The following is a 24,473-nucleotide window of genomic DNA, read 5'->3' on the forward strand; positions in this document are numbered from 1 at the left end:
CCTCCACTTTTAGAATCTATCCTGCTATTTGAGGGCTATCCTCCACTTTAAATGCAAGGCGTCCGATAATTTATGCTATCGGACGCCTTGTTTGTTCGTTATTAAATTAATATTATTATTCGACGGACAGCCTGTTATATAGCATTTCTATATGTTCTATTCCATCTTCTAAATAAACATCTGATGTCTTTTCAAATCCGAAGCCCTCATAGAATTTTAGCAAATATGCCTGCGCAGAAATGCGGATTGCGTCTTCTCCAATATCATCTAGAATATAATCAATTGCTCTTTTAACCATTTCCAGAGACAATCCCTTTTTCCTGTAGGTTTGCTTTGTTAACACTCTTCCGATTGCTGCTTCTTGATATGCTATTCCTTTGGGTAGAATTCTTAAATACCCAACTACCTCTCCTTGGTCTTCACCAAATAAATGATAAGCATTTTCGTCTTTTGAATCTAGATCCTGATAGACACATTCTTGCTCTACAACAAAAACTTCCGCACGAACCTTCAGTATCTCATATAGTTCTTTTACTGTTAGTTCATCAAATTTTTTTATCTTCCAATCCACTTTTATAGCCTCCTATACTATTCAATTTCATAAAGTATAGCAAAAGTAGAATAAAAGTGGATCAGCCCCCTTAAAAGATTAAACTACATATCTATCTAGAAATTTACTTGCTTCACTATTAAACTTCCATAGGATTCCGAATTCTAACTGATATGTTCTCCATCTCTTCTATGAGCAGTTTTCGTTTGGCTAATATCACCATATCATCCATCTCAGACCGTTAAATCATTTTCTAATTTTATATTCGTCACTTCTTGTAGAAGCCGCTGGAGGACAGCCGCAAAAATGGCGATAACTAGTGAAACAAAAATGATGAGGAGTCCCACTATTCCAAAAGGAGGATCCATTTTGTTTGTTATAAAATGAAAAAGTGGTGAAGCTAATAGGTGCAAGCCACTGATTATTATCGCACACCACTTTATGTACTTTAATGCTTTTACAGATAATTCCGAGAAAGCTGTATTCGCTTCAATGTACCGTAAAAGATTAAAAGCCTGATAGAGAGCAATGTAAAAAGGTACAGCCGATCCATACATCACAATGAAAATGAGATAATTCATTGGGTAAAAATTCGGATACAAACTTGATGCGAAATGAGCCATAGGAGGTACAAAAAATATACATAGGGCAAGAATGGCCATCCCAGCCAGAAGAATTATTACCTTTAAAAAAGATGTTAAACCTGGTTTAACATTCATTGAAAGCACCTCACTTATTTAATGACACTATAAATTTAACACGAAATTTATTGATTAACAATAAATAATAATTGTTTATAATTATATTATTATTGTTATTTATATATTTAACATTCATTGAAATATTCACAAGAGCCTTACTACATTAGATTGTAGTAAGGTTATTTAAAAAGCATTTGACTTTCCCCTGCACAGGAAACTGTATACTTGCATTAAGTTATTAGATTGGAGGTGATATTTTGTTTAAAATCAGTGAATTTTCTAGGCTAAGCAAAGTATCCTTAAAAACATTGCGCTATTATGATCAGATTGGCATATTAAAGCCGAGAAAGGTGGACCATGATACTTGCTACCGATACTATTCAGCAGACCAGCTACTAGAGCTCAATAGGATCTTTCTCTATAAGGAATTGGGGTTTACCTTGCCACAAATTATACGTTTGCTCCACGAAGATATTTCGTTAAAAGATATACAAGGGATGTTTAAGCTGAAAAAAAGTGAGATTCAACATATTATCCAGACGGAACAGGCCAAGCTTGCACGAATTGAAGAACGTATGCAACTTTTAGAACGAGAGGGTCAGGTGGAATCAGATCAAGAAATCCGCATCAAGGCAGTGGATGCTCAGCAATTCCTTTCTTTGAAAGCACGCGGGAGAGAAGAAGATATTCCAGATCTGTTTCGTACATTTAATCAATTACTCACAAAGGAAATGCGCCAATTAGCTCAAAGTCCTCAGGTTGTTTTATGGAAAGAAATAGAGGAGAAAGAAGACGAGTTTGAATTTGAAGTCGGCTATTTTTTAACCAAGGAGCTTTCATCATTCCCTGACACTTTTCAACTACGGACTCTTCCTCCTGAGCCAATGATGGCCACAATGACCTTTCGTTCAGATTCTAACTTTGCTTGTACAGCCTGTGTTGATTTAGCTAACTGGATTGTAGAAAATAACTATCAAGTCAAGGAAAACGAACCAGGTAGAGAAATCTATTTACCATTATCTACAACCCAAAACGTCCAATTAATGGAGATACAAATACCTATTATAAATAGCTGAAGGAAGCGTGAATTGAGTTGAAAAATAAGCTGATTATTTATATTTAAAAAATAACAGGTAAAAGCCCCATTGGATATACCTGTGGCAGCTTCCTCATCAATTCAATAGAGTGAGCAAAAGTTTCGGCTCTCTGCTATTCCTTCCTTATATCTAGCGTAAACGCATGAAATCCGCCTTTATTATGCAGCCTAGCATACTCCGTTATGGCATCAAAATCAGGCTTTAAAGCATACAGAGCATCCTTCGTCTATTATTGTAGGGTTCCATCCCAAAGACCTGCGTAGCAGTTTTTGAAGAGGCTTGATAAACGTGCATAATCATCAAATGTTTTTCCTAGCTTAGGTTGATCGTTTAAACAATAAAAATCATTTAATATTCCTTTCTATAACGAAAAGGACTCGCACTTTTACTGACACAAAAGTACGAATCCTTTTTGATGAAAGCTAAATACCAGCCTCTATTTTGTATTGATTAAGATTGTTGCGTGAGCACGCCATCTTCCATACGATATACATGGTCACAGAACTGTAGCATTCGTTCATCATGGGTTACCATTATGGCAGCTTTGTTACGTTCTTTTGCTTCTTTGGCAAGAAGCTTTACGACTTCAAGTGCCCGTTTAGAGTCAAGGCTAGCAGTTGGTTCATCGGCTAAAATCACTTTTGAGTTATTCATGAATGCGCGCGCAATCGCAACACGTTGACGCTCACCACCTGATAATTCATTCGGCATTTTTTTAAATTTATCACTTAAGCCAAGCTCTGTAAGTAGTTGCTTTGCAAACTCTTTATCATCTTTTGTCACTTTACCACCCATTTTTTTCACCAGTAGTAATTGATCAAGTACATTTAAGTAAGGTACTAAGTTAGATGTTTGTAAAATGAAACCAAGCTCTTTTAAACGGAAACTTGCTAATTGTTTTGCTGAAAGATGAACAATATTCATGCCGTTAATTTCTACAGTCCCCTCTGACATCTGTAATAGAGCGCCTGCAATTGAAAGTAGTGTACTTTTACCCGAACCTGATGGACCGATAATGGCTACATAGCTCCCCAGCTTCTACTTCAAGTGTTGCTTGCTTTAATGCTTGGACAGTGCTAGCGCCTTCTTTATAGCTTTTAGAAACATTTTGTAATGATAATAGCGCCATTTATTCCACTCTCCCTAATGCTGTTAATGGATCGATTTTAACGATTTGACGTACAGAAACAATTGAACTTAATAATGCAATAATTAATAAAACAATCGCATAGGTAATGATTAAGGTCGGTTCTAAGTCAAATGGCATACCCTCTGGTAAAATTTTAGCCGTTAAGTATGTGAAGACGATACCAATAACGATACCTAATACTGATAGAATCGCTACTTGTGCAACAATTGCTTTACCGATGAAACCATTGCTAGCGCCAATTGCTTTCATGACACCAAATTGTTGTGTCTTTTGCATTGTTATGACGTAGAAGAATACAGCAATAATGAATGCAGAGATAACGATACAAAAAGCAAGCATCATCATAATAGTGCCGTTTTCTTCTTTATAACCAGGCATACCATTGATTGCTGTTTTCTTTGTAACCGTTTCAACATCTTTTACGGCTTTATCGATAGTAGATGGATCTTCTAAGTTAGGAGCCTTTAGGAAGAAAGCTTGTACAGCCTTGTCCGTATCATTATCAGAGCCAGGAGCTGCATATTGATAATCACGCCAGTTTTCCAGTACTGTGAAAATAGCAGGTAAGTGATTATAGGTTTCTCCTTTCACATAACCTACCACTTCTAATTTCATGTCAGAGTTTGCTACTAGTAAAATATCACCAATCTTGTAGCCTGCTTCTTTTAACGTATCGTTAATAACAACACCTTTTTTGTTGTCGTATGATAATTTTTCACCCTCAATTACCTCTGGCATAAAAAATGCGTCTGGCTCAACGCCTAAAAATGCGACATCTTCCTTCGAATCGGCATCTTTTGACTTTGTTTTGCCGACTGCTATTGTAGAAGCGCCAAACGCAGCGACTTTATCTACATTTTTTTGTTTTTCTAAATCATCTTGCAGATTTTCTGACAGGATCGATTTTGCGAATGTAGCCCCTGCTGTTTCTTCATAGACAACGTATTCTGCGTCGATATTTTTCAGTGTAGCGGCACTCAAAGTCGCTAAACCGTTGCCAAGTCCCGATAAAATGAACACGAGCCATGCGATTAAAATGATAATTGTGGTCATCATTACATAGCGGAACTTCGCATATTTTAATTCTTTTAGTGCTAAAAACATGATGTAGCCTCCATATTAGAAATAGATTTCATATGAACAAAGATTAAATCCTGCTAAATATGAATTCTTTTTCATTATACACAAAAGTTACACATGTGTAACTAAAATAAGTGACATACTTGTTACTTATTTTGAAATACCATGTAAAATAAGCAGTTTGATCTCCTTTAAAAAGCTTTCTATAGGCATATTGAGATGGTTTGGCATGTCAATCAATTGAAAAATGAAGCTAAGCAAAATAAAGTTGTTACGATCTTCTGCAATTATCCCCTCTTCCTTACCCTGCTTAATTACTTGTTGTAGTGGTATGTAAAGTCCACCATGCATGTTATTTAATACTTCCTTTTTTTGCTTCACAACTAGCGATACGTCATTAATTTGTGAGGCGAATCCTAAAATTTGATGTAGGTCGCGCATATCAAACATACGAACAAGTAAGTCCTCAAGCTGTTGTTCAAATGATTGCGAAAAATTAACATTTGAAAGGTTCTCGATGCTTTTTTCCATTTGCCAAACCATAAATTGAATAATAAGTTCTTCTTTATTTGGATATTGTTTATAAATTGCGGCCCTTGATACGCCAATACTTTGTGCAAGCAAGCTCATTGTAAATCCTTGATATCCAACAGATAGCAAAAGCTGATGCGTATGATGCCAAAGGTCTTGTTCAGAAAATTTTTTATCTCGTCCCATATGATACCTCCAATATTCTACAATGCTAACATTGAGACAAAAAAAAAGCGAGTAACCTTTAAACATGCATGATGTTTGAGTAAATTGCGTTTTTGTTAGAGGTAATAACCATTCTATAGAAGGTGACGACTATTTCATTTTCCAATCCCAAAATTCTCCTTAGGTACTTATAACGTAAGAAAGATAAAGGAAAATTCCATTTAAAATCATCTATGGTAAAAATAGAAATATACTGGTATATTATAGGTTATATTCTATTTACTTCATGAAGGATGGTGCGTTGATGGATAAAACACTGGAAGATTTACAAAAGGAAATGATCGTTGAAGTAAAAAAGGGATTTCCCATTTTACTTTCTGGTGCGGTTGTCTTTTTACTTTTTACTCTAATGCCCTTAGTTTTGCCAATCGAAGCAGTTCGTTTAAGTTGGATATTTGGCTTAGGTGCCATTTTCCCTATCGGTTTAGGTATTAGTAAAATTCTTGGGATTAATTTAAACGCTACTGGCAATCCTTTAGGGACGTTAGGAGGAATCGTTGCCGCTCCTCAAGCTTTTTACATACCTGTATTTATCATTGTGTATATGAACATACCTGAATATCTTCCCTTTACAATTGGTTTACTTGCAGGCTCTCATTTTCTGCCATACATATGGATTTATAAAAGTAAGGCTTATTTATTTGTGACTCTAGGCGTCTGCTTTTCTGCTCTGATTTTAGGTGGCTTCTTTGTCGATCAAGCCTTCACACTTGTACCTTTAGCCATTTCTATTGTGTATGGAATGGGCGTTCTTTTAATTCTAAGAGAACTTAAAGTCAATCCGATTTAATCACCTTCCTCTAGGTGATTTTTTTAATATTCCAGACCTCTTTTAATCTGAGAAAAAAGGATTCATTTCCTATCCCGTGCTTGTTCCTATACAATAAACCTATTAATAAATGAAAGGATGTATAGATGTGCTATTTCCATATCGTAATGATCTTAGGAAAACGTTAATACCTTACCTAAGCACACTTGATGAGACGTTTTGGTTTAAGACATCTGAGTTTTATCCAAATAATGTAGCATGGATTATTTCTCATTTATCAAGTAGCGAAGACTATTGGGTGAATGAAATTGGACTTAAAAATCCTTGTATATTAAACCTTCACGATGATTGTTCGCCTAAGGAAATACTAGATAGCTATATTCAAATTAGAAATTATACGGATGACATTCTACATACATTAGACGAATCGCAGCTCAATGAAATAGTCGAGGTGCCGAAGTTTTCCGATGGTTGGACGCCACCTTCCGTCCCTACACTTAACTGGTTGTTTCATCATGTTTACTCACATGAAGCTTACCATGTTGGGCAAATCTCTGTTATCGCGCATCTTAGTGGATTGCCAAAGCCTTTATTTTAATAAAAGGCAACGCAATGAAAGGAACAGCTTTTTAAATGGAGGAACAGTAATTTGAAAAAATTTCGTGGGAAAAGGCGTTATTTCCGTAACTTATGGCGACAAACAACCACAGAGCTATCTATTGTAGACTTTGACGAAGAAGGTTGGTTTAATTTGTGGCACACTCACCTTGATTTTTACGGGTACGGCAATGATGGTTTAAAGATAAGAAGAGAGCACATCAAAGCACATATAGCCCTATATAACCGCTTATCAGAAAGGCTCTCGACATTCGGAAAACCTTATCAAATATGGATGGAGTTTGTAGAGGAGGATGCTGGTTTGGATTCAGTTAATATCCATACACCTAATCCGGCTGAGGATAATTTCCCACTAACAATAGCAAATGTAGATTGGAATTGCCCTGTCCCCAAATTCCTTAAGGATTTAATCAACTTGAATGAGTGGAATGTAGGGCACTATAAGCAGGTATCCACTAACAGCTATTTCATCCAGTCTAATTATAATGAAATAAACTTGTAAGGTCGGAAACCATTTGTGGGTTTCCGACCATTTCCTTTAATCCAGATATTCTTGAGCTAGTTGCTGATTTTTATAGATGGCCATACCCGTTTTCAATTTTCTAAAGCCCATTTTTGCATAAAACGGTTCATTCCCTGTTGTGGCGATTAACTGAATGCAGGATACCTCCCTTAACTGTGCGATCATATCCTCCAGAAGTAAACGAGCAATCCCTGTGCCTTGATAGGCTTGATGCACAACCACATCGTAAATGGCGGCATTGAATACGCCATCTGACAAAGCTCTAGCAAAGCCCACTATTTTTCCATCAACCACGGCGAAAACTTGATGTGTGCTTGCATCGAAAACTTGTTTGATAATCTGTTCATCATGTTTCATCCACCCTACAGATTGATAGACCTCCTTTATGGTTGGCAAATCCTTCTCTTCCATCTCGTATTGAAGTATTACCATTTACATCCCCCTCTTTTTGCTTTCATGAAATCTCCCTATGAAAACGATGTGTATTCTATTATACTAATAAAAAATGACTTGAGGATGGTGGGATTATTATGATGTTTGCTCCATTATTTGAACAGGACGTACCAGCACTTCTTCTTCCTTAACGGTAGAAGCGCTTTTTCTCCGTTAAGGGCATAGGTATCTATGAAAACGGAGGAAAAAAACATGAGAAATCTAATAATCGGTGCCATCTGTTTATCGCTTGCTGCGAGTATTTGGGGTGCCATGTATGTAGTTGTTAAAGTAGTGGTGGAGGTTGTGCCACCATTAGAGCTTGTTTGGATGCGCTATTTGATCGCGGTGATTGCACTCGGGATCATTGGGATCATGATGAGGCAATCCTGGAAAATAGCTAAAAAAGATTGGCTGATCATTTTTCTTGTTGGCCTTATTGGGAACACGATTTCAATTGTGACACAGGAAATGGGCACAATGCTATCCACCGCGCAGATGGGGGCAATTATTACTGCTACAACCCCTGCTTTTATGGTTGTCTTCGCCCGTTTGATTTTAAAAGAAAGCATTACGCTGAAAAAATGCTTCTCTATCATTCTTGCCACGATTGGTGTCGGGATCGTTGTAGGCAATGGTCAAATCGATGTGGCACAGCAATTAGGTGGACTCTATTTACTGCTTGCTGCCTTAACGTGGGCATTGATGTCGGTATTCGTCAAAAAGGTACCAAGCCATTACTCACAAATTGTTGTCACAACCTATACATCTATGATTGCCGTGATGTTATTGACCCCTTTTGTCCTTCCAAGGCTAAAGAATTTAGATCTGGCAAGTGTTTTACAACCGACCATTTCAGGGGGCTTGCTTTACTTAGGCATTATCTCAACAGCTGGTGGTTTTTTATTGTGGAATAAAGGGCTTCAACTAATGAATGCGTCTAGTGGCGGCTTATTTTTCTTTTTTCAACCAATTGTTGGCACATTTTTAGGCTGGCTCTTATTGGGAGAGACGATTGGGCTTTCCTTTTGGATAGGCTCCCTATTAATTTTTAGTGGCGTTTTTATTGTCATTCGAGACGAATAAATCGAAGTGCGTTTCTATGTTAGATAGAGACGCACTTTTTATGTTGGCTCAGCTTATGGTCATTGAACGTCTTGTTGACACATATATTGCAAATGCCTAAAGGAGTTGATATTCTGAACATCTTTTTAGATAACTTAAAGGATTTTACTTTATTAATTTTTTTACTTGCTAGTATGATCTATTGTCGACAGCTAAAATTAACGAGGTGGCAACGAAAATTATCGATTGGTGAATGGAGCATGTACATCCTGCTCTCTATTGCCCTTCCCCTTTATGCAGTGCTTTATCTTGCTTTTCTTTTAGGAGCATAGGAAAATAAGACATCATAGGCTATTTTTGGAGGGATTTCATGTTTCAAACAATCGATCATTTTTTACAGTCTTGGGCATTTGAAGCCGCTGCTACGCAAAAATTACTTAATCACCTTACAGATGAATCGCTACATCAGGCAATCACTCCCGAAAACTGGACTTTAGGACGGGTTGCTTGGCACACGGTTACTGCAATTCGAATTATTACCTCGAATTCGAATTTAGCGTTTGAAGCCCCAGCAAAGGATTTTCCAGTTCCTACTTCTGCTCAGTTCATTGCAGATGGCTATCACCAAGCGAGTGAAGCCTTTGTGGAAGCGATACAATCGCAATGGACTGACAAGACAATGACTGAAACGATTGAATTTATTGGTCAACAAATGCCCAATGGTTCCCTGTTATTATTTTTACTACAGCATCAAAGTCATCATCGCGGTCAAATGACGGTTCTGATGCGTCAGGCTGGTTTAACTGTTCCAGGTATTTATGGTCCAGCGAAAGAGGAATGGGCTCAGTTTGGGTTGGAAGCTCCTCAAATGTAGCTAAGCTTGTGCCAAATAATAAAGAGGTTGTCTATTTTAAGACAACCTCTTTTATTTATTAACTATAAAGATGCTAGCCAGTTATTAGTATCAGCGATGGTTGGGTTAGCGAGGTAATGTCCGCCTTCAATTTGCAATGTTTGGCCCGTCATAAATTTTGATTCATCAGAGGCTAAAAATACAACTGCATGACCAATATCATCCGCTTCTCCATGATATGGTAGCGCATTAAATTTCGCATAAATGGCCAGCATTTCTTCTGGCATATTGTTTTTCGCGGCAGGTGTTAATATAAGACCTGGTGCAACCGCATTACAACGGATATGATCCTTCCCAAATTGTGTGGCAATGTTTCTCGTCATATTCACCACACCTGCTTTTGTTGCCCCATAGGCTGTACGTATTTGGTCACTGGCGAATGCAGCCATAGAAGCCGTATTAATAATTGAGCCCCCGCCCGCTTTTTGCATATGTGGAATGGCAAAACGACTTCCTAGTAATATGGATTTTAAATTCACATTGACTAAGCGGTCCCACTCATCTAAATCAATATTTAATATATCTAAATCTTTCTTCAGGTTAGTTAGACCAACATTATTAAAGAGCACCGTTAATGAGCCGTATCGTTCTACAGTGAAGTTCACGGCCGCTTCAATGGAGGAAGCATCCCCTGCATCAAGGAAAACGGCTGCTGCCTCATACCCATTATTGACTAAAGTTGCTGCTGCTTCTTTAGCACCCTCTACATTAAAATCAGCAATGACTACTTTTGCGCCCTCTTTTGCTAACAAGCTAGCTGCTGATAAACCAATACCAGAAGCTCCACCTGTCACTAATGCCACTTTATTTTTTACTCGATTCATCTTCAATTCCTCCTTCAAATTACACGAAAAAGAGCAAATCAGCTCTCCTGACGTAAAATAGTTTAACATTAAACTATTTATTTTTAAACTAATATCCTTCGTATATTTACATCCTGAATCGAAATACTTATATATAAAGTGCTATTTAAATAAGGACGTGCAAGCAATGCTAAAGAAAATTACTTTTTCACTATGTATTTTTTTAATTAACCAAACCATTGAACATGCAAGTGCGCATCCTCTGCCGCCCACTTTTGAGGAAAAATTTGATGAAGCAGGCTATCAATCAGTAGAAGCGGCTGTGAAGGAATTTGAACAGCATTATAGTAAGGTCAAACTCCCAACTGTTTTACCCCCGTTTTCCATCACACATAAGTTTGGTCGATTTTACAAAGATCCTCTATATGGCATGAATGATTCACTTAACATTCTCTATGTTCATAACGAAATGAAACAGCATATTTTTAAAATTGATATTCGACCTATTCAACCAAAAGTGAGCTTTTCAGGAAAAGCGTATACACTGCAAGATGGTAGTCAGGGAATTTATTTTGAGCACCTGCTTTTTAACTTCTTTGTCTTTGAGGAACGCAATTTACAATATCTTCTTGGCATTTATAAAGATAGCACGAATCAGGAAACACCCAATCTATTCGTTCAAATAGCCAATTCGATAAAGTCAAATGAAGTCGCAACATTTATATATTTTCCTTCATCTATACAATGAATAAGTTGTTATGCTATAATACTTTAGAAAACCTCAAGGGGTATCAACCAATTCTGAGCTACAGTGATGCATATCGCTGTAGTTTTTTCTATGCTATAATTTCCTTAAACTTACATTACGAGGTGAGAATATGGAAACAAATACATATAGTTGTAAAGCCTGTGGCAGTCAATCTTTTTCTGAAGGGAAATTAGATGGTTATGCTGCTTTAAGACCCGTGAATACCATCTTTTCCTCAGGTTCACCCCTTATTTTCACTGTCTGTACCCAATGTGGAGAAATTGCCTCTATTAAAGCCACAAAACCTGAAAAGTTTAAGTAAAAAAAAGAGAGCATCATTTCAATAATGAAATTTGCTCTCTTGCTTTATGTTTCTTTATTATTCTTCTTTCTCCATTGATACGGCTTTTTGGACCAATTCCACATCCAAACAAAGAAATAGATGATGACCATTGTGATGACCATCATCGTCACATTTTCTCCCCATGCAATCGGTTCATGCTTCCTCCATTGATTCATTGTTCTAACAATGAAGTACAAAAAAGGATAAATAAAATAACCTACTTGATCCCGTCGCATCCAAACACGCCTCCTTATAGAAAAGATGAGTTTCCCTACTCACCAACCATTGTCGCAAGCTTCATCATCGTTTTCCAATTGCGAGCTGTAGCGGGCACCTCTAGCTTAGGCAGTTGTTGACTAAGCTTGGCATTGCGAATGCTATCGTGAAATAACAGATAGACATCTCTCCCCTTGATAATGCAGCGCTCTTTTTCACTTACATATTGTAATAACTTAGCTCCGTTCTCTTCAGTTGGAACTGTTGAAAGTAGTGCAACATGGAGACTTTCCCCTGTAGCTGTAGCACTTGCATCTGCTAAGTCTTGTTCTGAGAAAGGACAATTGTTCACAATAGAGCGGAATTCTTCAGCTGTACGGATAATTACTGTACTCGTGATAGTGAAGGTACTTTGGATGGTCTCTTGAATTTGCTGTTGCAAAAATTCTTCTGATTCACTCGATTCAAACAGGATATTGCCACTTTGAATATATGTCCGAATGTTTTGGAGCCCCAGTGGTTGCAGCGCGTCTCTCAATTCGGCCATTTTTAATTTATTGTGCCCACCTACATTAATACCTCTTAAAAGTGCTACGTATTTAGTCATTCGCTTCCACCTTTCCTGTTATCTATAGTATAGCAAGAGTTAGGGAATAATAGGAAAAAACTGCACCCTTTGACGGAAGGTGCAGCTTGATTGATTATATTAAACGGTAGATGTCGTCTATTAAACGATCCACATTTTCTTTGGTCGTAGCCCAGCTTGTGCAAAAGCGCACAACCGTATGGGTATCATCGTATGCTTCCCAAATAGAGAAGGAATATTTTTCTTCTAACGTTGGAAGTAGATGGTTTGGTAAAATTGGAAATTGCTGATTTGTTTTTGAATCATAGCGCATTGCGAAGCCTTTATCGAGAAATGCCTGTCGTATAAGCATTGCCATATCTACCGCATGATGCGAAATATCCATATAGAGCGTATCTTCAAATAGCGTTTCGAACTGAATGCCTAATAATCGACCTTTGGCAAGTAGCCCTCCTCTTTGCTTAATCATGTAGCGGAAATCCTTTTGGTACGCAGGATTCACGATGATGACTGCTTCTCCAAACAATGCACCCATTTTAGTACCACCAATATAAAATACATCACAAAGCTGAGCCATGTCAGCGAGAGATAAATCACTGTCTTGTGCCACTAGACCATAGCCTAAACGAGCACCATCTATAAACAGTGGTAAGTCACAGTCTCGGCAAACTTCACGTAAGGCTGTTAATTCTGCCTTACTATAAGTCGTGCCATTTTCTGTAGGGTGTGATATGTACACTAAGCCTGGCTGCACCATATGCTCATGAGTGCTATCCAGCCAGTGCGCATCATAGCAGGCTTTCACCTGTGCCGCAGTTAGTTTGCCATCATCGCTAGGTAATGTCAGTACCTTATGACCCGTTGCCTCAATAGCTCCTGTTTCATGCACCGCAATATGCCCTGTACTCGCAGCAATGACACCCTGATGAGGACGCAAAATAGATGCTATCACGGTTGTATTCGTTTGTGTACCACCAACTAAAAAGTGAATGTCTGCCTGCTCCGCTGCAATCGCTTTTTTTATATAGGCTCTTGCTTTTTCGGAATGCTCATCCATACCATACCCTGGAGATTGTTCTTCATTTGTAGCCACTAACCGCTGCAAAATTTGTGGATGGGCACCTTCTGCATAATCATTTTCGAATCGAATCATATCAACTACTACCTCCAAATTCTCTCTATCTATTCCTCTATCTTACGCCTGTTGCTTCATTTTCGCTATATCTTAAAGAACAGTTCACAACTTCTCTAGTAACAATAGTTACTAGTGGTGAGGTGATGAAATTTTACATATGTACTTCGGAAGAGATCGGTGCAAAACAGACCTCCTCCGCTTTTTATCACGTTATAAAAAATTTGCTCTTAGTTCGATTACTTTGAATTCTCGTAAGCCGATTTACTAGCAATATCTCCATAATTTCGAATGGGCCACCTTCATTCCCCGCCGGAGCCACAGGATGAGTCACTCGTAGCAGCACTAGAATCAGCACACTGTTGGCTGTCCTGGGAGGAAAGATATGCATCATTTGTTGAAAATTCGTTAGTGGAATGGATATGGTGATTGTGCTCATTTGATTTGCTGTGATTTTTATTTGCATTACTGACGATGCCTATGACAACGACAACTCCAACAAATACGATAAATAAAATCATTTATTCCAGCTCCTTTCATTCATTCTATAAATTGTAACATTAAATCAATGCTCGGTAGTACAGTTCTATGTAAAAGTGGCAATAGATAAAATAACACCACAATCGGAAATGATTGTGGTGTTTACGTTATGATTGCGATTTGCGTGTGGCAGATTTTTTTGAACGATTTCCTTCGCTCGAATTTTTCTTTTGCTCTTGTGTTAAAGCATTTTCTTCGCGCACATCTAAATCATCTGGACTTAAATCTGTCGCTAATTCCGCCAACTCTGACTGACGTTTATATTGCTTGCCCTTTGTCAAAATGATCACCTCCAAGTAGTATTACATTGCCCTATTTGGTTTGATCTATTCCCGCGACGGTATGAAATGATTATTTCTAGCTAAACTAATTGCACCATCTGCTGGTTCAAAAGATGGTGATAAGCTTGTAAATCTTGCTCATATAAACGCTGATAGGTCGCTAGGCTATGCTGTTTGATATAGTCAAAGTCCTTTTCAGGAACTAAGTGATGTGTATGGTTAAGCATCCATGCATTTTCCCAAGCCGTTTGCTCAAATTGAATATTCATTTCATGTTCTTCAATCAGCATGGCTAGTAGTTGTTCCTGACGATATATTTCTTTTAAGGCATGTTGCTTTTTCATCGTAAAGATTTCAATTGTACGTGGAAGTGACGCCTGTAATGCTTGTCGATCCACTGCATGACCTAGCTCATGAAGGGTCATTGTTTTGACATAAATTTCAAGAGAAGTTGGAAGCATTAGTTCATTTCTTGCCTCTACTAATCGTTTCGCATCAAATCCTACAGAATCCCCAATAAAGTTATAGCTCATATTAATACCTGAATCATCTTGTTTTATCTTGACCGTCATGTTCACAGCCTGCACGACGGATTGAATTACCTGAAATAGTTCTTTATCTATAAGTTGTGTCATTCTCTCTATCCTCATTTCCTCTAAAAACAAATAGAAGCGGATTAAATATATACTACAATTAGGAGAAATTCAACAAATTTATCCTGTGGATTGAGAGGAACTTAACAACAAAAAAGGCGCCTGTAGTTTAAAACTACAAACGCCCTGTGTGTGAAGGGTTTCAAGCTATTTAAAAGTGATTAGTTATTATTGTTATTTCGACGATTTTGATTGCTGTTGGAGTTGTTACTACGCTGTTTATTGCGTGCTTCTCCACCTTTACGTCCTATTTCTTCATAAAAATCGTCGTCGTGCTTTTCAGAGGTAGCTTCTCCGCCTTTGCGGCCAATTTCTTCATAAAATTCTTCGCCGTGGTTTTCAGCCGTAGCTTCTCCACCTTTGCGACCAATTTCTTGATAAAATTCATGTCCATGATTTTTAGACGTAGCCTCTCCGCCTTTACGTCCAATTTCTTCATAAAAATCACGGTCATGATTTCTGGAGGTAGCTTCTCCGCCTTTACGTCCCGCTTCTTCGACAGTCATGTTTTCATTGTTGTTTCTGTTGCGATTGTTTTGCTTGTTAGCCATTTCTATTCCTCCTAAATATTTTTTTGAGCTTTTTACTAGCTCGCTATTTATATTCCCAGTCAAAACACATCTAAACATATTTTTTTAAAAAATTGATTTTCTTATTGTAATAGAACACTGTTAGGAGCTGATTGTTAACAAGCCCATCAATCATATACATGTACCCTTTCCAATATAATACTAATCTATAGTATGTCATCGAGGATGAAAGAAGGGTGATGGAAAAATGACGACGCTCACAAAGCCATCTATTGGTTTAACACAATTTACAGACTTCACAATGAAGGGAAGTGCAGCAAAGACAAAGTTTGTGAAGGATATAAAATATCAGGGAGAGTACCATCCAATAAAAGATTATTGGAAAGCCTTGCGTGATGGATTAAAAAAATACCATGAACATCGTTTTAATGATACCTATTTACTCGACATCGTGGATAATGCTCTTCCTGCACGCCAGAAAAATTACCAAGAAGCCGTCAAAGCCTATATAAAATTCTTAAAGAATAAAAATGTACAGTGGTTTGAACCAGGTAAGGCGAATTGGTATTGTGACGATTTAATTGTGCGTTCCAATCCTGAGCTCGGTTTAATTATTGACGATGTGCCCTATTTAATTAAGCTGTATTTTAAAGGAAAAAATGAGCGCATCGATAAACATAAATGTCGATCTGCCCTCACTCTTCTAAAAGACTCCCACTATGCGATTGAACATCCCGACTCTGTTAAACATGCCATTTTAAACGTGCAAAAAGGTCGCTTGATTACAGATGATGATTCAACAAACTATCATCAAATTGCCCTCGAATCGGATGCAGCTCAATTTATGTTTATTTGGAATAGGCTCTAGCTAATTGGAAATAGGTACTTCCTTCAATATAAAATGACTGACAAAAATATATTCAGATATGATATTTTATATTCTAATATGATATGCTTTTAATCCATTACAAAAAGACATTCTTTATAAGATAATAAAAATAATCTAGAAAACAGAAAAAAAGGAAGTGCTATTATGAATGCTGAATTGGTGATGCAGGAGCTAGAGGCTCTTGGCAAGGAACGGACGAAAAAAATGTATATGTCAAATGGCGCCCATGAGCCGTTATTTGGTGTGGCAACAGGTGCCATGAAGCCTATTGCGAAGAAAATTAAAATCGATCAGGCTCTAGCAGAAGAGCTTTATGCTACTGGCAACTATGATGCGATGTACTTTGCTGGCATCATAGCAGATCCAAAAGCCATGACTGTGGAAGATTTTAATCGATGGATGGAGGCAGCTTATTTTTATATGCTGTCGGATTATGTAGTAGCGGTTACTTTAGCAGAGGCACCGATTGCTCAGGAGGTGGCGGATGCGTGGATTGCCAGTGGTGAGGAACTGAAAATGTCTGCGGGCTGGAGCTGCTATTGCTGGCTATTAGGGAATCGCAAGGATAGCGAATTTTCCGAGAGCAAGCTGGCTAACATGCTGGAAGTCGTGAAAAATTCCATCCACGACGTACCCGAACGTACAAAATCGGCCATGAATAATTTTTTATATACAGTGGCTATTTCCTATGTGCCGCTCCACGAACAAGCAGTAGCAACCGCACAGGCGATTGGTCCTGTAGAAATGAAGCGAGACAACAAGAAAAGCACACAGCTAAATGCTTATGAAACAATTCAAAAGGAAATAGAGCGAGGCAGAATTGGCTTTAAACGTAAATATGTAAGATGTTAATCATCCCACTTAAAAGGCATCTATCCTATAAGGATGGATGTCTTTAAAACGAAAAAAATCAATGAATAGTAATATATTTTTATTGAAAAACGATAAATTTTATTTTAAAATCAATATATCATTACCAGTGAGGTGTTTTGTATGAAACATAAAAAGGGGTCAACCATTTTCCTAAAGAGTGTGATTATGCTGCTAGGTATCCCTGTATTAGCTTTAGGACTATTTTGGCTACCTGGGATAGCCAGTAGAGATGCAGCGGCACATCCCGAATCCTCCTATTTGTCTTATCTTTTTTTACTCTATGTGTATGCACTATGCATTCCCTATTACACGGCGTTGTATCAGGCCTATCGCCTCTTAACGAACATCGCCCAGCATAAAACGTTCTCCAAATCATCTGTACGGGCTTTGAGAACGATCAAAAATTGTGCTCTCACTATTGTAGCCGGCCTTGCGCTAGGTATTGCATCAATTATGATAATGTTTACTGGCAAGGAAGATATTACAGGAATTATTACGCTGACACTTATCAGCATCTTTGTAACCAGTACGATTGCAACCTTTGCAGCCGTTCTGCATCGACTGCTCCAAAAAGCCATTGATCTCCAAAACGAAAATCAATTAACCGTATAACAAAATGAACACTACCAATCTTGACTGGTAGTGCCTTTTAATGGGTTAAAACTAATTTCCTATAAAAACATATCAAAATTCTCTTTTCAATAGTATAATAATTACATATTTTGAGAATTGGAGGATTTATATGAAGAAATTGGTTTTGTTGATGGCGATGCTTACATTATTTTTCACCACAGCCTCTATTGCGAGCGCACATCCAGGGCGTTTAGATAGCAATGGCGGTCACAACTGTTCTGACAAATCAAAGGCTAAAGGTCTTTGTTCTGGCTATCATTATCATAATGGCAATGGTGGCAATGATGCAGGGTCTTCTTCAGGCGGTCAAAGTTATTCTGCGCCAACACCTAAAGCAACTGTAGCACCTGTATTAACGAAGGTTGCTGTCTATTTAAATGACGTGAAGCAAAATTATACGCCTAGCGCTTATATGAAAAATGGCACAACCTTAGTGCCAATGAAGGCAATCTTTGAATCTCTTGGGGCAACGGTTAGCTATGATAATGCAACAAAAAAAGTAACGGCAACAAAGGACAGTAAAAAAATTGTGATTGGTGTGGGGAATAAAACGGCTTATGTTGATACAAATGGTTCTGCATCAACAATCACACTCAGCCATCCTGCTGAAATATATCAAGGTACAACAATGGTGCCTTTACGCTTTGTCAGTCAAGCACTTGGCGCAAATGTAACATTTGATGAGGCAGCACTTGTTGTTTATATCTCAACTAAATAATGGACAAGTCTTAAGCAGTATGCTCCTACAAGGTGCTGCTTTTTTTATTGTTTCTTAAAGTTAAAATCATACTTCTTGTTGATTTTACCAGCAATCGTTTCTAGAAATAAAGCCACTGTCATATTCTCGACTTCATTTGTATACCATGCTAGCTTTGCACCATAGTTCTTTTTATTATAATTCACTTCTAATGGCCAGAAATTTTTTGTTTTATACGTATAATCAAATTTTACATAGAGTTGCTTACCATCGGGACATTCCATCACCACTTGGTATAATGGATTTTTTCTTTCTTGTTCAAATTTTACTTTTCTTATTTTGGTTAACATCAAAACCCCTCCTCTCTTCTACTACATTCGACAAAATTTTAAAAAAACCTTTATTCAATGAAAAAGGATAAAGCTCGTGATGACATAGGAGCTTTATCCTGCACAATTAGTTGGCTATAAATTTGTCGTAATAGCGTTTCAGCATGGTCGCCATTTGCTCTCTTGTTAAGGCGCCTGCTGGATTCATGTTCTTACTTCCATCGCCTCGGATAATGCCTTCGCTAATAGCCCACTCCCAAGCCTCTTTATGGGCTGCCCCCACTTCTCTGCTTGTTTGTAAACTAGCTTTTTCAGCTAGTAAGCTTTTCAACGTCTCTATTTCTTGTTTTAGCTCATTATATTGTGACACTGTTAATCCCTCCTCAAGCCCATTTTTAATATCTTGCTGGAATTGTGCTTCTGTAATCCCCATACTTTTTAAATAGTCAAAAGGATCTTTGTGCGTAGTGCCTCCTAGATTTTCCGCAATCCATCGATGTGACTTAATGCCGTTGCCGCTACCATCTAAAACAGTGGGAATCCCTGCCTCTATCGCAAGCTTACGTAACAGCCAAATATAAGCCGCATAGTCCTTTTTAAATTGTTCCTTATCAGCAGTCCGTGCCAATTCCACCTGGGCATAGCTATACGGATTTCCCTTTGGTCCACAGCCATATTGCACGCGATTGACTGGGGCTACTTGTACGATTCTTCCACCACCGCCTACCCAGTGAGAAACAAAGGCATTGGCTTTATTTCGATTCATATAGGCAATTTCGTTTTCCAATGCATTTGGACCTGTATTGCTGCCATTACCTGATTCATGCGCCACAACGTATTTGACTGCCGTTAGCGCTTGATTCGGTAGCCCTGACATCATCTGTTTTTCAATAACATAACTCATGTTGCACCGTCCTTTCCTATTATTTTTAGCGACTGACGCTATGTTATTCTTTTCTTCTTTTTGGGTTTTTTAGGGTAAACAACAGATAATTAGAGGTTCCTTTTGAGGCTTATTAGCTTCTTTTCGCGCTTAAGGCTACTGCGATCGTTTCACCTCTCTTTCCTCGAAGCTATGAAGTGTGAATGTCACAAGGACATCCACTTACTATTAGTAAATGCGCGCACAAAAGTGTTTTCTAGTTAGTTGTGCTCTTTTACTATTTTTTCATTATGATTTTATAACCTCTTTTCTCGCTTCCAAGCATTGACAAAGTATTGTTTTCTGTAGTATTTTAGTTCTTCTAAAATATTGAAAGCGAGGAAAGAAAGTGTGCAGGCAGTAGAGATTATTCGTCAATTACCAAGCTTACACGGCTTTACACAGCTAGTGAAAATTAACAAAGGCTATTCACCTGATAGCAAGTATCTGGTAACAGTTGGTGAAACGCGCTATTTGGTGCGCTTGTCAGATCTAGCACATCATGACAAACGTGCAGTAGAGTTTTCCTTGCTCCAAGAGTTAGCAAAGCAGGGTGTAAGAACACATAAAGCCGTTGACTATACCTTGTTTCAGGAAGCCAATATATCCGCAATGGTCGTTAGCTTTTTAGAAGAAACACCAGCAGATGAAATTATTCAGGAACTTTCTGACTCTGAGCAATTCCACCTTGGGCTTGCGGCGGGGAAAGAATTAAGAAAAATACATCAAGTGAGCCCTCCGCAAATAATTCATTGGGAGACAACACAGCTCAAAAAGTTTTCTACCTATTTGAAGGCATACCAACAAGATGCCTATCAACTTCCACAAGAGGCTAAACTATTGCGCTTTATTGAAACGCACTTACCACTGTTAAAGCAACGCCCCATCACCCTGCTTCATGATGATTTTCATCTCGGTCACATTATTTGTAAAGGACATACTTACAATGGGGTGATAGATTTTAATGGCTATGAGGTGGGCGATCCTTATCATGACTTTTATAATCTTGCCTTGTTTAGTAGACGACAAAGTATCCCCTATTGTATTGGGCAGATTGATGGCTATTTTTCATCTTCACCAGACGATATGTTTTGGCGGTTATATGCCCTCTATGCAGCCATGACGGTCTTTTCAACCATTGTTTGGACTCGTCACTATGACCCACGCTCCTTTGACGATGCGTTGGAAAGAATTCACATGATTTTACAGGATCATGATAACTTTTCATCGATTAAGCCTTTATGGTATGCGGAGAATTTATTCACTCCGTAAGAGGGCTAAAATTTTTTGTCGTTCTGCTGCAAAATCAATTGTTGGCTGAAATTCTTGTTCCTGATCACCACGCTGCTGAAACCACTGCGGAATGATTTCCCGTCGTCTAGCTTTAGAATGTGATGACACTTGCTGCTTGTGGGCTTGAAAACGCTGCTGGTCGATAGCAATATCTGCAAGACTCTTTATGTTCTGATGGCACCAATTTTGTAAGATGCTCTCTACATACCGCCAGCGTAAAACATTATGCTCCACCGCTAGCTTCATCGCATAGATGACCATGTCCTCTGAAAAAATAGTGAGCCAGTGACGAATTTTACTAGCAATATAGGCTGTTTGTTTGCCAAAGCCTTGTTGCACATAAAAGTGGTAGGCAGTGTTAGTAGACTCCTTATCATCTTTATCTTTTAGTAATTGATTATTTAGTAAATTATTATTTAGTAGTGTGGGCTTTTCCGTTGATGGTACGACCGTTGACGAATTTCCCGTTGACGGTATAGCAGCACGTTTTGATGCTTCATAGACGAAAAATTCTACCCTACCGAACTTGCCGTCTTTTCCTCGTTCCTGTACTTTTTGAAGATAGCCCGCCTCTATGAGTTCGTCCAAAATTTTGGCAGTCGCTTCCCGCCCACATTTACTACGTATTGCTAAATCTGCAAGACTAAATGACCAATCATCTGGCAAAGACAGCATATAGGCAAGCAGACCCTTTGCTTTCCAGCTTAATTGCTCATCATTTAAAAATGCTTTATCCAAAACCACATAATTCTCCTTTTTGGCTACTCGATAAATCATGACGATCCCTCTTTCCTTCTAATGTCCTTTCTAACTATATAAAGAAAATTTTTTAAAATGGGACATAAAAAAAGAACATACCATGAAGCATGCTCTTTTAAGCAGGTGAAAAAATTTTTTTAGCGAATTCCTATAAAAACAAGCGAAAGGTGGTAGAAAGAATGAATTTTGTAACGTCCCCTCTAACCAAGAAGGTGAATAATGTTTTTATTCATGTCCGAGATTTACGTCATTCAGCAGAATGGTATAGCCAACTTCTTGGTCTGCCCTTTTGTGAAGAGAAGGTAGTTTCGCCTGTCTACAATTTACCCATTTCCTCTGAGACGGGAATTACCTTAGACGATCACACATTTGATCCTGGCTTTCAATTACAGCCGTCCAAGCATGTGTTGTTTAATTTCTACACAAACAATATTGACGATGCCTATCAGTCTATGAAAGACAAGGGCATTCCGATTGTTCGGCCTATAGAACGTTTTGATGACTTTGCTTACTTCAACATTCAAGATTTAGATGGAAATATAATCATGATCTGTAATGGGTAATGCAAACAGCAGAAGCAAACAATTGCTTCTGCTGTTTGTTATTCATAAAGCTCTTTATAGACAATGACTTTTAAAGCTGCAATCTCTTCATCGGATAATTTGCCTTCCACCATTTGTAGAGCTTCTTCCTGCGTCATCGAGCCGTCCTGCAATTTTACACGCATGTCGTTCAAATCGGTAATGCCCACTTTTTGAATTAAGACTTTCGTTGCCTCTTCTTTTGTCGTAAACGGCAATGTACTGCTATCGACCGTTTTCGCCTCTTCCATATAGGCTTTTAATTGTGGGTCATTTTCAATGGTATTTTTGATTTCTTCCTTTTGTCCGCTATTTTCTAATTCTGTCGACAAGGTATCTACAATTTTTTCAGAGGCAAATTTTGTGCCGAAATGTAGTACACCATACCCCACTACACCAACAAATATAGCAATTACCACTAGAAATTTAATCAATCTCAACTACGCTCACTCCTTTATACACGTTCATCATACTATATGGAGCGGTTGTTGAAAAACAATTCTCCCTAGAAATTATGTAAAAAAACCCCATCTTTGTAGATGAGGCTTATTTAACGTATTTCAAATACTTCCGCACAAATTCAACAATGTAGAGAACTTCCTCTTCCGTCATCGTTAGCAGCTTGCAAACACGTTGTAGTCTAGCTGGTAATGCTAATTGCTGACGTACCTGATGAATATACATATATTTGCATTTTCGCGGATTTACTTTGTCTCGTATTTGCTTATATCGTAGGTATGCATAGCGGGCAAAGGCGTTGAGCATCTCCCGCTCCTGCTCATCACGCTCCCTCTTTTTAGCAGCCTCATCAATGATGTCCGTGTCAAATATCTGTGTACCATCTGTTAATTGCATAGTACCACCTCTCTATTGCAAATGTACTCCTCTCTATTAAATGCAACAAAAAAAGCCACACCTAGGGTAGATGTGACACTTTTTATGATTTTTATATGTAATGATTGGTGGATAGAATTCTAAATGTGACGGATACAATGTCTAATCTGACGGATACCATGCTCATTTTGATGGATAGAATCGCTTAGAATGGATTGCTCATTTCAAATCGGTGGATTGAATTCTAAATGTGACGGATACAATGTCTAATCTGGCGGATACAATGCTTATTTTGATGGATAGAAATGCTTAGATTGGATTGCTCATGCGATTCGGTGGATAGAATGCTAAATGTGACGGATATACTGTCTAATTTGGCGGATACAATGCTTATTTTGATGGATAGAAATCCTTAGATTGGATTGCTCATGCAAATCGGTGGATAGAATGCTAAATGTGACGGATACAATGGCTAATCTGACGGATACCATGCTCATTTTGATGGATAGAAATGCTTAGAATGGATTGCTCATGCAATTCGGTGGATAGAATGCTAAATGTGAGGGATATAATGTCTAATCTGGCGGATACAGTGCTTATTTTGATGGATAGAAATGCTTAGATTGGATTGCTCATGCAATTCGGTGGATAGAATTCTAAATGTGAGGGATATACTGTCTAATTTGACGGATACAATGCTCATTTTGATCGATAGAATCGCTTAGATTGAATTGCTCATTCAAATCGGTGGATAGAATGCTAAATGTGCTGAATACCAAGCTTATTCTTAATTGATGGCTGCAATTAGCTTCATAGATAATACACAAAGATTGCTACGATAATGTTTGGTATTGCTAATAGTAACGCATTATTCATGAGAAGATTGCGTTCGTTTCTGTCTTCATTGGTTTCTGTTGCGAAATTGGCGCGCATTCTATCTCCGCTTGCGATGGCTCCTGACAATAACATGGCAGAAACGATGAAAATTCCACCGAGTAGCCCTGAAAGCAAATGGGCTTTCTCTGTACCCCATATGAGAATGGAGCATATAACACCTAGAATGGACAAGATGGTGCCAATGCCTATATACTTCATTTTCAGCCCCCCTTCGTTTATTATACGGCTAACCGCTCTTTTTCGTTTCAATAAATCCCTATTTACCTATACAAAATTTTTC

General features: G+C 38.1%; 33 protein-coding genes and 1 pseudogene. 14 read left to right on the forward strand and 20 right to left on the reverse strand.

Going from position 1 to position 24,473, the window contains the following annotated elements; all coding sequences use genetic code 11:
• Positions 1-115 precede the first annotated feature (115 nt).
• Positions 116-571, reverse strand: coding sequence for a GNAT family N-acetyltransferase (locus tag VK91_RS14660; RefSeq protein ID WP_048393814.1), 456 nt, complete (start codon positions 569-571; stop codon positions 116-118).
• Between the two features lie 212 nt (positions 572-783).
• Positions 784-1,269 (reverse strand): DUF2975 domain-containing protein, encoded by a 486-nt coding sequence (locus VK91_RS14665; RefSeq protein ID WP_048393816.1) that lies wholly within the window; start codon positions 1,267-1,269, stop codon positions 784-786.
• 239 nt (positions 1,270-1,508) lie between these two features.
• Between VK91_RS14665 and VK91_RS14670 the strand changes: the two genes are divergently transcribed.
• A complete protein-coding gene (locus VK91_RS14670; protein WP_048393818.1) occupies positions 1,509-2,327 on the forward strand; it encodes a MerR family transcriptional regulator in 819 nt (272 codons plus the stop codon).
• Positions 2,328-2,798: 471 nt separating this feature from the next.
• Here the strand turns inward: VK91_RS14670 and VK91_RS14675 are convergent.
• The 3 genes and pseudogenes from VK91_RS14675 to VK91_RS14685 all read right to left on the reverse strand — a co-directional run bounded on the left by VK91_RS14675 (position 2,799) and on the right by VK91_RS14685 (position 5,295).
• A pseudogene (locus tag VK91_RS14675) lies at positions 2,799-3,477 on the reverse strand (ABC transporter ATP-binding protein).
• Positions 3,478-4,602, reverse strand: coding sequence for an ABC transporter permease (locus VK91_RS14680; protein WP_048393820.1), 1,125 nt, complete (start codon positions 4,600-4,602; stop codon positions 3,478-3,480). It abuts the pseudogene before it with no gap.
• Between the two features lie 126 nt (positions 4,603-4,728).
• The gene (locus VK91_RS14685; protein ID WP_048393822.1) at positions 4,729-5,295 is read right to left on the reverse strand and encodes a TetR/AcrR family transcriptional regulator; all 567 of its coding nucleotides are present in this window, start codon (positions 5,293-5,295) and stop codon (positions 4,729-4,731) included.
• A 283-nt stretch (positions 5,296-5,578) separates the two neighbouring features.
• Here VK91_RS14685 and VK91_RS14690 point away from each other — a divergent pair, with 283 nt between their 5' ends.
• From VK91_RS14690 to VK91_RS14700, 3 genes are all read left to right on the forward strand, one after another.
• Positions 5,579-6,124, forward strand: coding sequence for a hypothetical protein (locus VK91_RS14690; protein WP_048393824.1), 546 nt, complete (start codon positions 5,579-5,581; stop codon positions 6,122-6,124).
• A 127-nt stretch (positions 6,125-6,251) separates the two neighbouring features.
• Positions 6,252-6,701, forward strand: a complete 450-nt coding sequence (locus tag VK91_RS14695; RefSeq protein ID WP_082148155.1) for a DinB family protein — start codon at positions 6,252-6,254, stop codon at positions 6,699-6,701.
• Positions 6,702-6,752: 51 nt separating this feature from the next.
• Entirely contained in the window at positions 6,753-7,223 is a 471-nt protein-coding gene (locus VK91_RS14700) for a hypothetical protein (RefSeq protein ID WP_048393827.1), read from the forward strand.
• A gap of 36 nt (positions 7,224-7,259) precedes the next feature.
• Here VK91_RS14700 and VK91_RS14705 read toward each other — a convergent pair whose 3' ends face one another.
• A complete protein-coding gene (locus tag VK91_RS14705) occupies positions 7,260-7,676 on the reverse strand; it encodes a GNAT family N-acetyltransferase (protein ID WP_048393829.1) in 417 nt (138 codons plus the stop codon).
• A 213-nt stretch (positions 7,677-7,889) separates the two neighbouring features.
• On the opposite strand from VK91_RS14705, the gene VK91_RS14710 reads away from it, so the two are divergent.
• A complete protein-coding gene (locus VK91_RS14710; protein WP_048393830.1) occupies positions 7,890-8,762 on the forward strand; it encodes a DMT family transporter in 873 nt (290 codons plus the stop codon).
• 349 nt (positions 8,763-9,111) lie between these two features.
• Complete coding sequence (locus VK91_RS14715; RefSeq protein WP_048393832.1) at positions 9,112-9,615, forward strand: DinB family protein; 504 nt, start codon at positions 9,112-9,114, stop codon at positions 9,613-9,615.
• A 62-nt stretch (positions 9,616-9,677) separates the two neighbouring features.
• On the opposite strand, the gene VK91_RS14720 is transcribed toward VK91_RS14715, so the two are convergent.
• Complete coding sequence (locus VK91_RS14720) at positions 9,678-10,478, reverse strand: SDR family NAD(P)-dependent oxidoreductase (protein WP_048393834.1); 801 nt, start codon at positions 10,476-10,478, stop codon at positions 9,678-9,680.
• Between the two features lie 166 nt (positions 10,479-10,644).
• On the opposite strand from VK91_RS14720, the gene VK91_RS14725 reads away from it, so the two are divergent.
• Together VK91_RS14725 and VK91_RS14730 are read left to right on the forward strand one after the other, a co-directional pair.
• Positions 10,645-11,205 (forward strand): hypothetical protein, encoded by a 561-nt coding sequence (locus tag VK91_RS14725; RefSeq protein ID WP_053075723.1) that lies wholly within the window; start codon positions 10,645-10,647, stop codon positions 11,203-11,205.
• Between the two features lie 130 nt (positions 11,206-11,335).
• Positions 11,336-11,527 (forward strand): hypothetical protein, encoded by a 192-nt coding sequence (locus VK91_RS14730; protein WP_048393836.1) that lies wholly within the window; start codon positions 11,336-11,338, stop codon positions 11,525-11,527.
• 44 nt (positions 11,528-11,571) lie between these two features.
• Here the strand turns inward: VK91_RS14730 and VK91_RS14735 are convergent, their stop codons facing one another.
• The 7 genes from VK91_RS14735 to VK91_RS14760 all read right to left on the reverse strand — a co-directional run bounded on the left by VK91_RS14735 (position 11,572) and on the right by VK91_RS14760 (position 15,507).
• The gene (locus tag VK91_RS14735; RefSeq protein ID WP_048393837.1) at positions 11,572-11,784 is read right to left on the reverse strand and encodes a hypothetical protein; all 213 of its coding nucleotides are present in this window, start codon (positions 11,782-11,784) and stop codon (positions 11,572-11,574) included.
• Positions 11,785-11,819: 35 nt separating this feature from the next.
• Positions 11,820-12,371, reverse strand: a complete 552-nt coding sequence (locus VK91_RS14740; protein WP_048393839.1) for a DUF1697 domain-containing protein — start codon at positions 12,369-12,371, stop codon at positions 11,820-11,822.
• A gap of 94 nt (positions 12,372-12,465) precedes the next feature.
• Positions 12,466-13,503, reverse strand: a complete 1,038-nt coding sequence (locus VK91_RS14745; RefSeq protein WP_048393840.1) for a low specificity L-threonine aldolase — start codon at positions 13,501-13,503, stop codon at positions 12,466-12,468.
• A 281-nt stretch (positions 13,504-13,784) separates the two neighbouring features.
• On the reverse strand, positions 13,785-14,003 hold the full coding sequence (locus VK91_RS22525; RefSeq protein WP_082148156.1) for a hypothetical protein: 219 nt from the start codon (positions 14,001-14,003) through the stop codon (positions 13,785-13,787).
• A 126-nt stretch (positions 14,004-14,129) separates the two neighbouring features.
• Complete coding sequence (locus VK91_RS22925) at positions 14,130-14,312, reverse strand: hypothetical protein (RefSeq protein WP_227744851.1); 183 nt, start codon at positions 14,310-14,312, stop codon at positions 14,130-14,132.
• 71 nt (positions 14,313-14,383) lie between these two features.
• Positions 14,384-14,938: a hypothetical protein gene (locus VK91_RS14755; RefSeq protein WP_048393842.1), complete on the reverse strand. Its 555-nt coding sequence runs from the start codon at positions 14,936-14,938 to the stop codon at positions 14,384-14,386.
• Between the two features lie 179 nt (positions 14,939-15,117).
• A complete protein-coding gene (locus VK91_RS14760) occupies positions 15,118-15,507 on the reverse strand; it encodes a KGG domain-containing protein (protein WP_048393844.1) in 390 nt (129 codons plus the stop codon).
• 226 nt (positions 15,508-15,733) lie between these two features.
• On the opposite strand from VK91_RS14760, the gene VK91_RS14765 reads away from it, so the two are divergent.
• The 4 genes from VK91_RS14765 to VK91_RS14780 all read left to right on the forward strand — a co-directional run bounded on the left by VK91_RS14765 (position 15,734) and on the right by VK91_RS14780 (position 18,599).
• The gene (locus VK91_RS14765) at positions 15,734-16,354 is read left to right on the forward strand and encodes a hypothetical protein (protein ID WP_048393846.1); all 621 of its coding nucleotides are present in this window, start codon (positions 15,734-15,736) and stop codon (positions 16,352-16,354) included.
• A 165-nt stretch (positions 16,355-16,519) separates the two neighbouring features.
• Entirely contained in the window at positions 16,520-17,227 is a 708-nt protein-coding gene (locus VK91_RS14770; protein WP_048393848.1) for a DNA alkylation repair protein, read from the forward strand.
• 141 nt (positions 17,228-17,368) lie between these two features.
• On the forward strand, positions 17,369-17,860 hold the full coding sequence (locus tag VK91_RS14775; RefSeq protein WP_048393850.1) for a DUF2975 domain-containing protein: 492 nt from the start codon (positions 17,369-17,371) through the stop codon (positions 17,858-17,860).
• Between the two features lie 130 nt (positions 17,861-17,990).
• A complete protein-coding gene (locus VK91_RS14780) occupies positions 17,991-18,599 on the forward strand; it encodes a copper amine oxidase N-terminal domain-containing protein (RefSeq protein WP_048393853.1) in 609 nt (202 codons plus the stop codon).
• Between the two features lie 44 nt (positions 18,600-18,643).
• Here the strand turns inward: VK91_RS14780 and VK91_RS14785 are convergent, their stop codons facing one another.
• On the reverse strand, positions 18,644-18,928 hold the full coding sequence (locus tag VK91_RS14785) for a hypothetical protein (protein WP_048393855.1): 285 nt from the start codon (positions 18,926-18,928) through the stop codon (positions 18,644-18,646).
• A 106-nt stretch (positions 18,929-19,034) separates the two neighbouring features.
• A complete protein-coding gene (locus tag VK91_RS14790; RefSeq protein ID WP_048393857.1) occupies positions 19,035-19,811 on the reverse strand; it encodes an N-acetylmuramoyl-L-alanine amidase in 777 nt (258 codons plus the stop codon).
• A 369-nt stretch (positions 19,812-20,180) separates the two neighbouring features.
• Here VK91_RS14790 and VK91_RS14795 point away from each other — a divergent pair, with 369 nt between their 5' ends.
• Positions 20,181-21,101, forward strand: coding sequence for a phosphotransferase family protein (locus VK91_RS14795; RefSeq protein WP_048393858.1), 921 nt, complete (start codon positions 20,181-20,183; stop codon positions 21,099-21,101).
• On the opposite strand, the gene VK91_RS14800 is transcribed toward VK91_RS14795, so the two are convergent.
• Entirely contained in the window at positions 21,087-21,899 is an 813-nt protein-coding gene (locus VK91_RS14800) for a DnaD domain protein (protein WP_048393860.1), read from the reverse strand. The two genes, VK91_RS14795 and VK91_RS14800, sit on opposite strands and share 15 nt — an antisense overlap.
• A gap of 161 nt (positions 21,900-22,060) precedes the next feature.
• On the opposite strand from VK91_RS14800, the gene VK91_RS14805 reads away from it, so the two are divergent.
• The gene (locus VK91_RS14805; RefSeq protein ID WP_048393862.1) at positions 22,061-22,444 is read left to right on the forward strand and encodes a VOC family protein; all 384 of its coding nucleotides are present in this window, start codon (positions 22,061-22,063) and stop codon (positions 22,442-22,444) included.
• 38 nt (positions 22,445-22,482) lie between these two features.
• Here VK91_RS14805 and VK91_RS14810 read toward each other — a convergent pair whose 3' ends face one another.
• From VK91_RS14810 to VK91_RS14820, 3 genes are all read right to left on the reverse strand, one after another.
• Positions 22,483-22,902: a hypothetical protein gene (locus tag VK91_RS14810; protein ID WP_048393864.1), complete on the reverse strand. Its 420-nt coding sequence runs from the start codon at positions 22,900-22,902 to the stop codon at positions 22,483-22,485.
• 106 nt (positions 22,903-23,008) lie between these two features.
• The gene (locus VK91_RS14815; protein ID WP_004228634.1) at positions 23,009-23,317 is read right to left on the reverse strand and encodes a hypothetical protein; all 309 of its coding nucleotides are present in this window, start codon (positions 23,315-23,317) and stop codon (positions 23,009-23,011) included.
• Positions 23,318-24,106: 789 nt separating this feature from the next.
• On the reverse strand, positions 24,107-24,391 hold the full coding sequence (locus VK91_RS14820) for a DUF5316 domain-containing protein (RefSeq protein WP_048393866.1): 285 nt from the start codon (positions 24,389-24,391) through the stop codon (positions 24,107-24,109).
• Positions 24,392-24,473 lie beyond the last annotated feature (82 nt).

This window comes from Lysinibacillus sp. LK3, assembly GCF_001043675.1.
Classification (GTDB): domain Bacteria; phylum Bacillota; class Bacilli; order Bacillales_A; family Planococcaceae; genus Lysinibacillus; species Lysinibacillus capsici.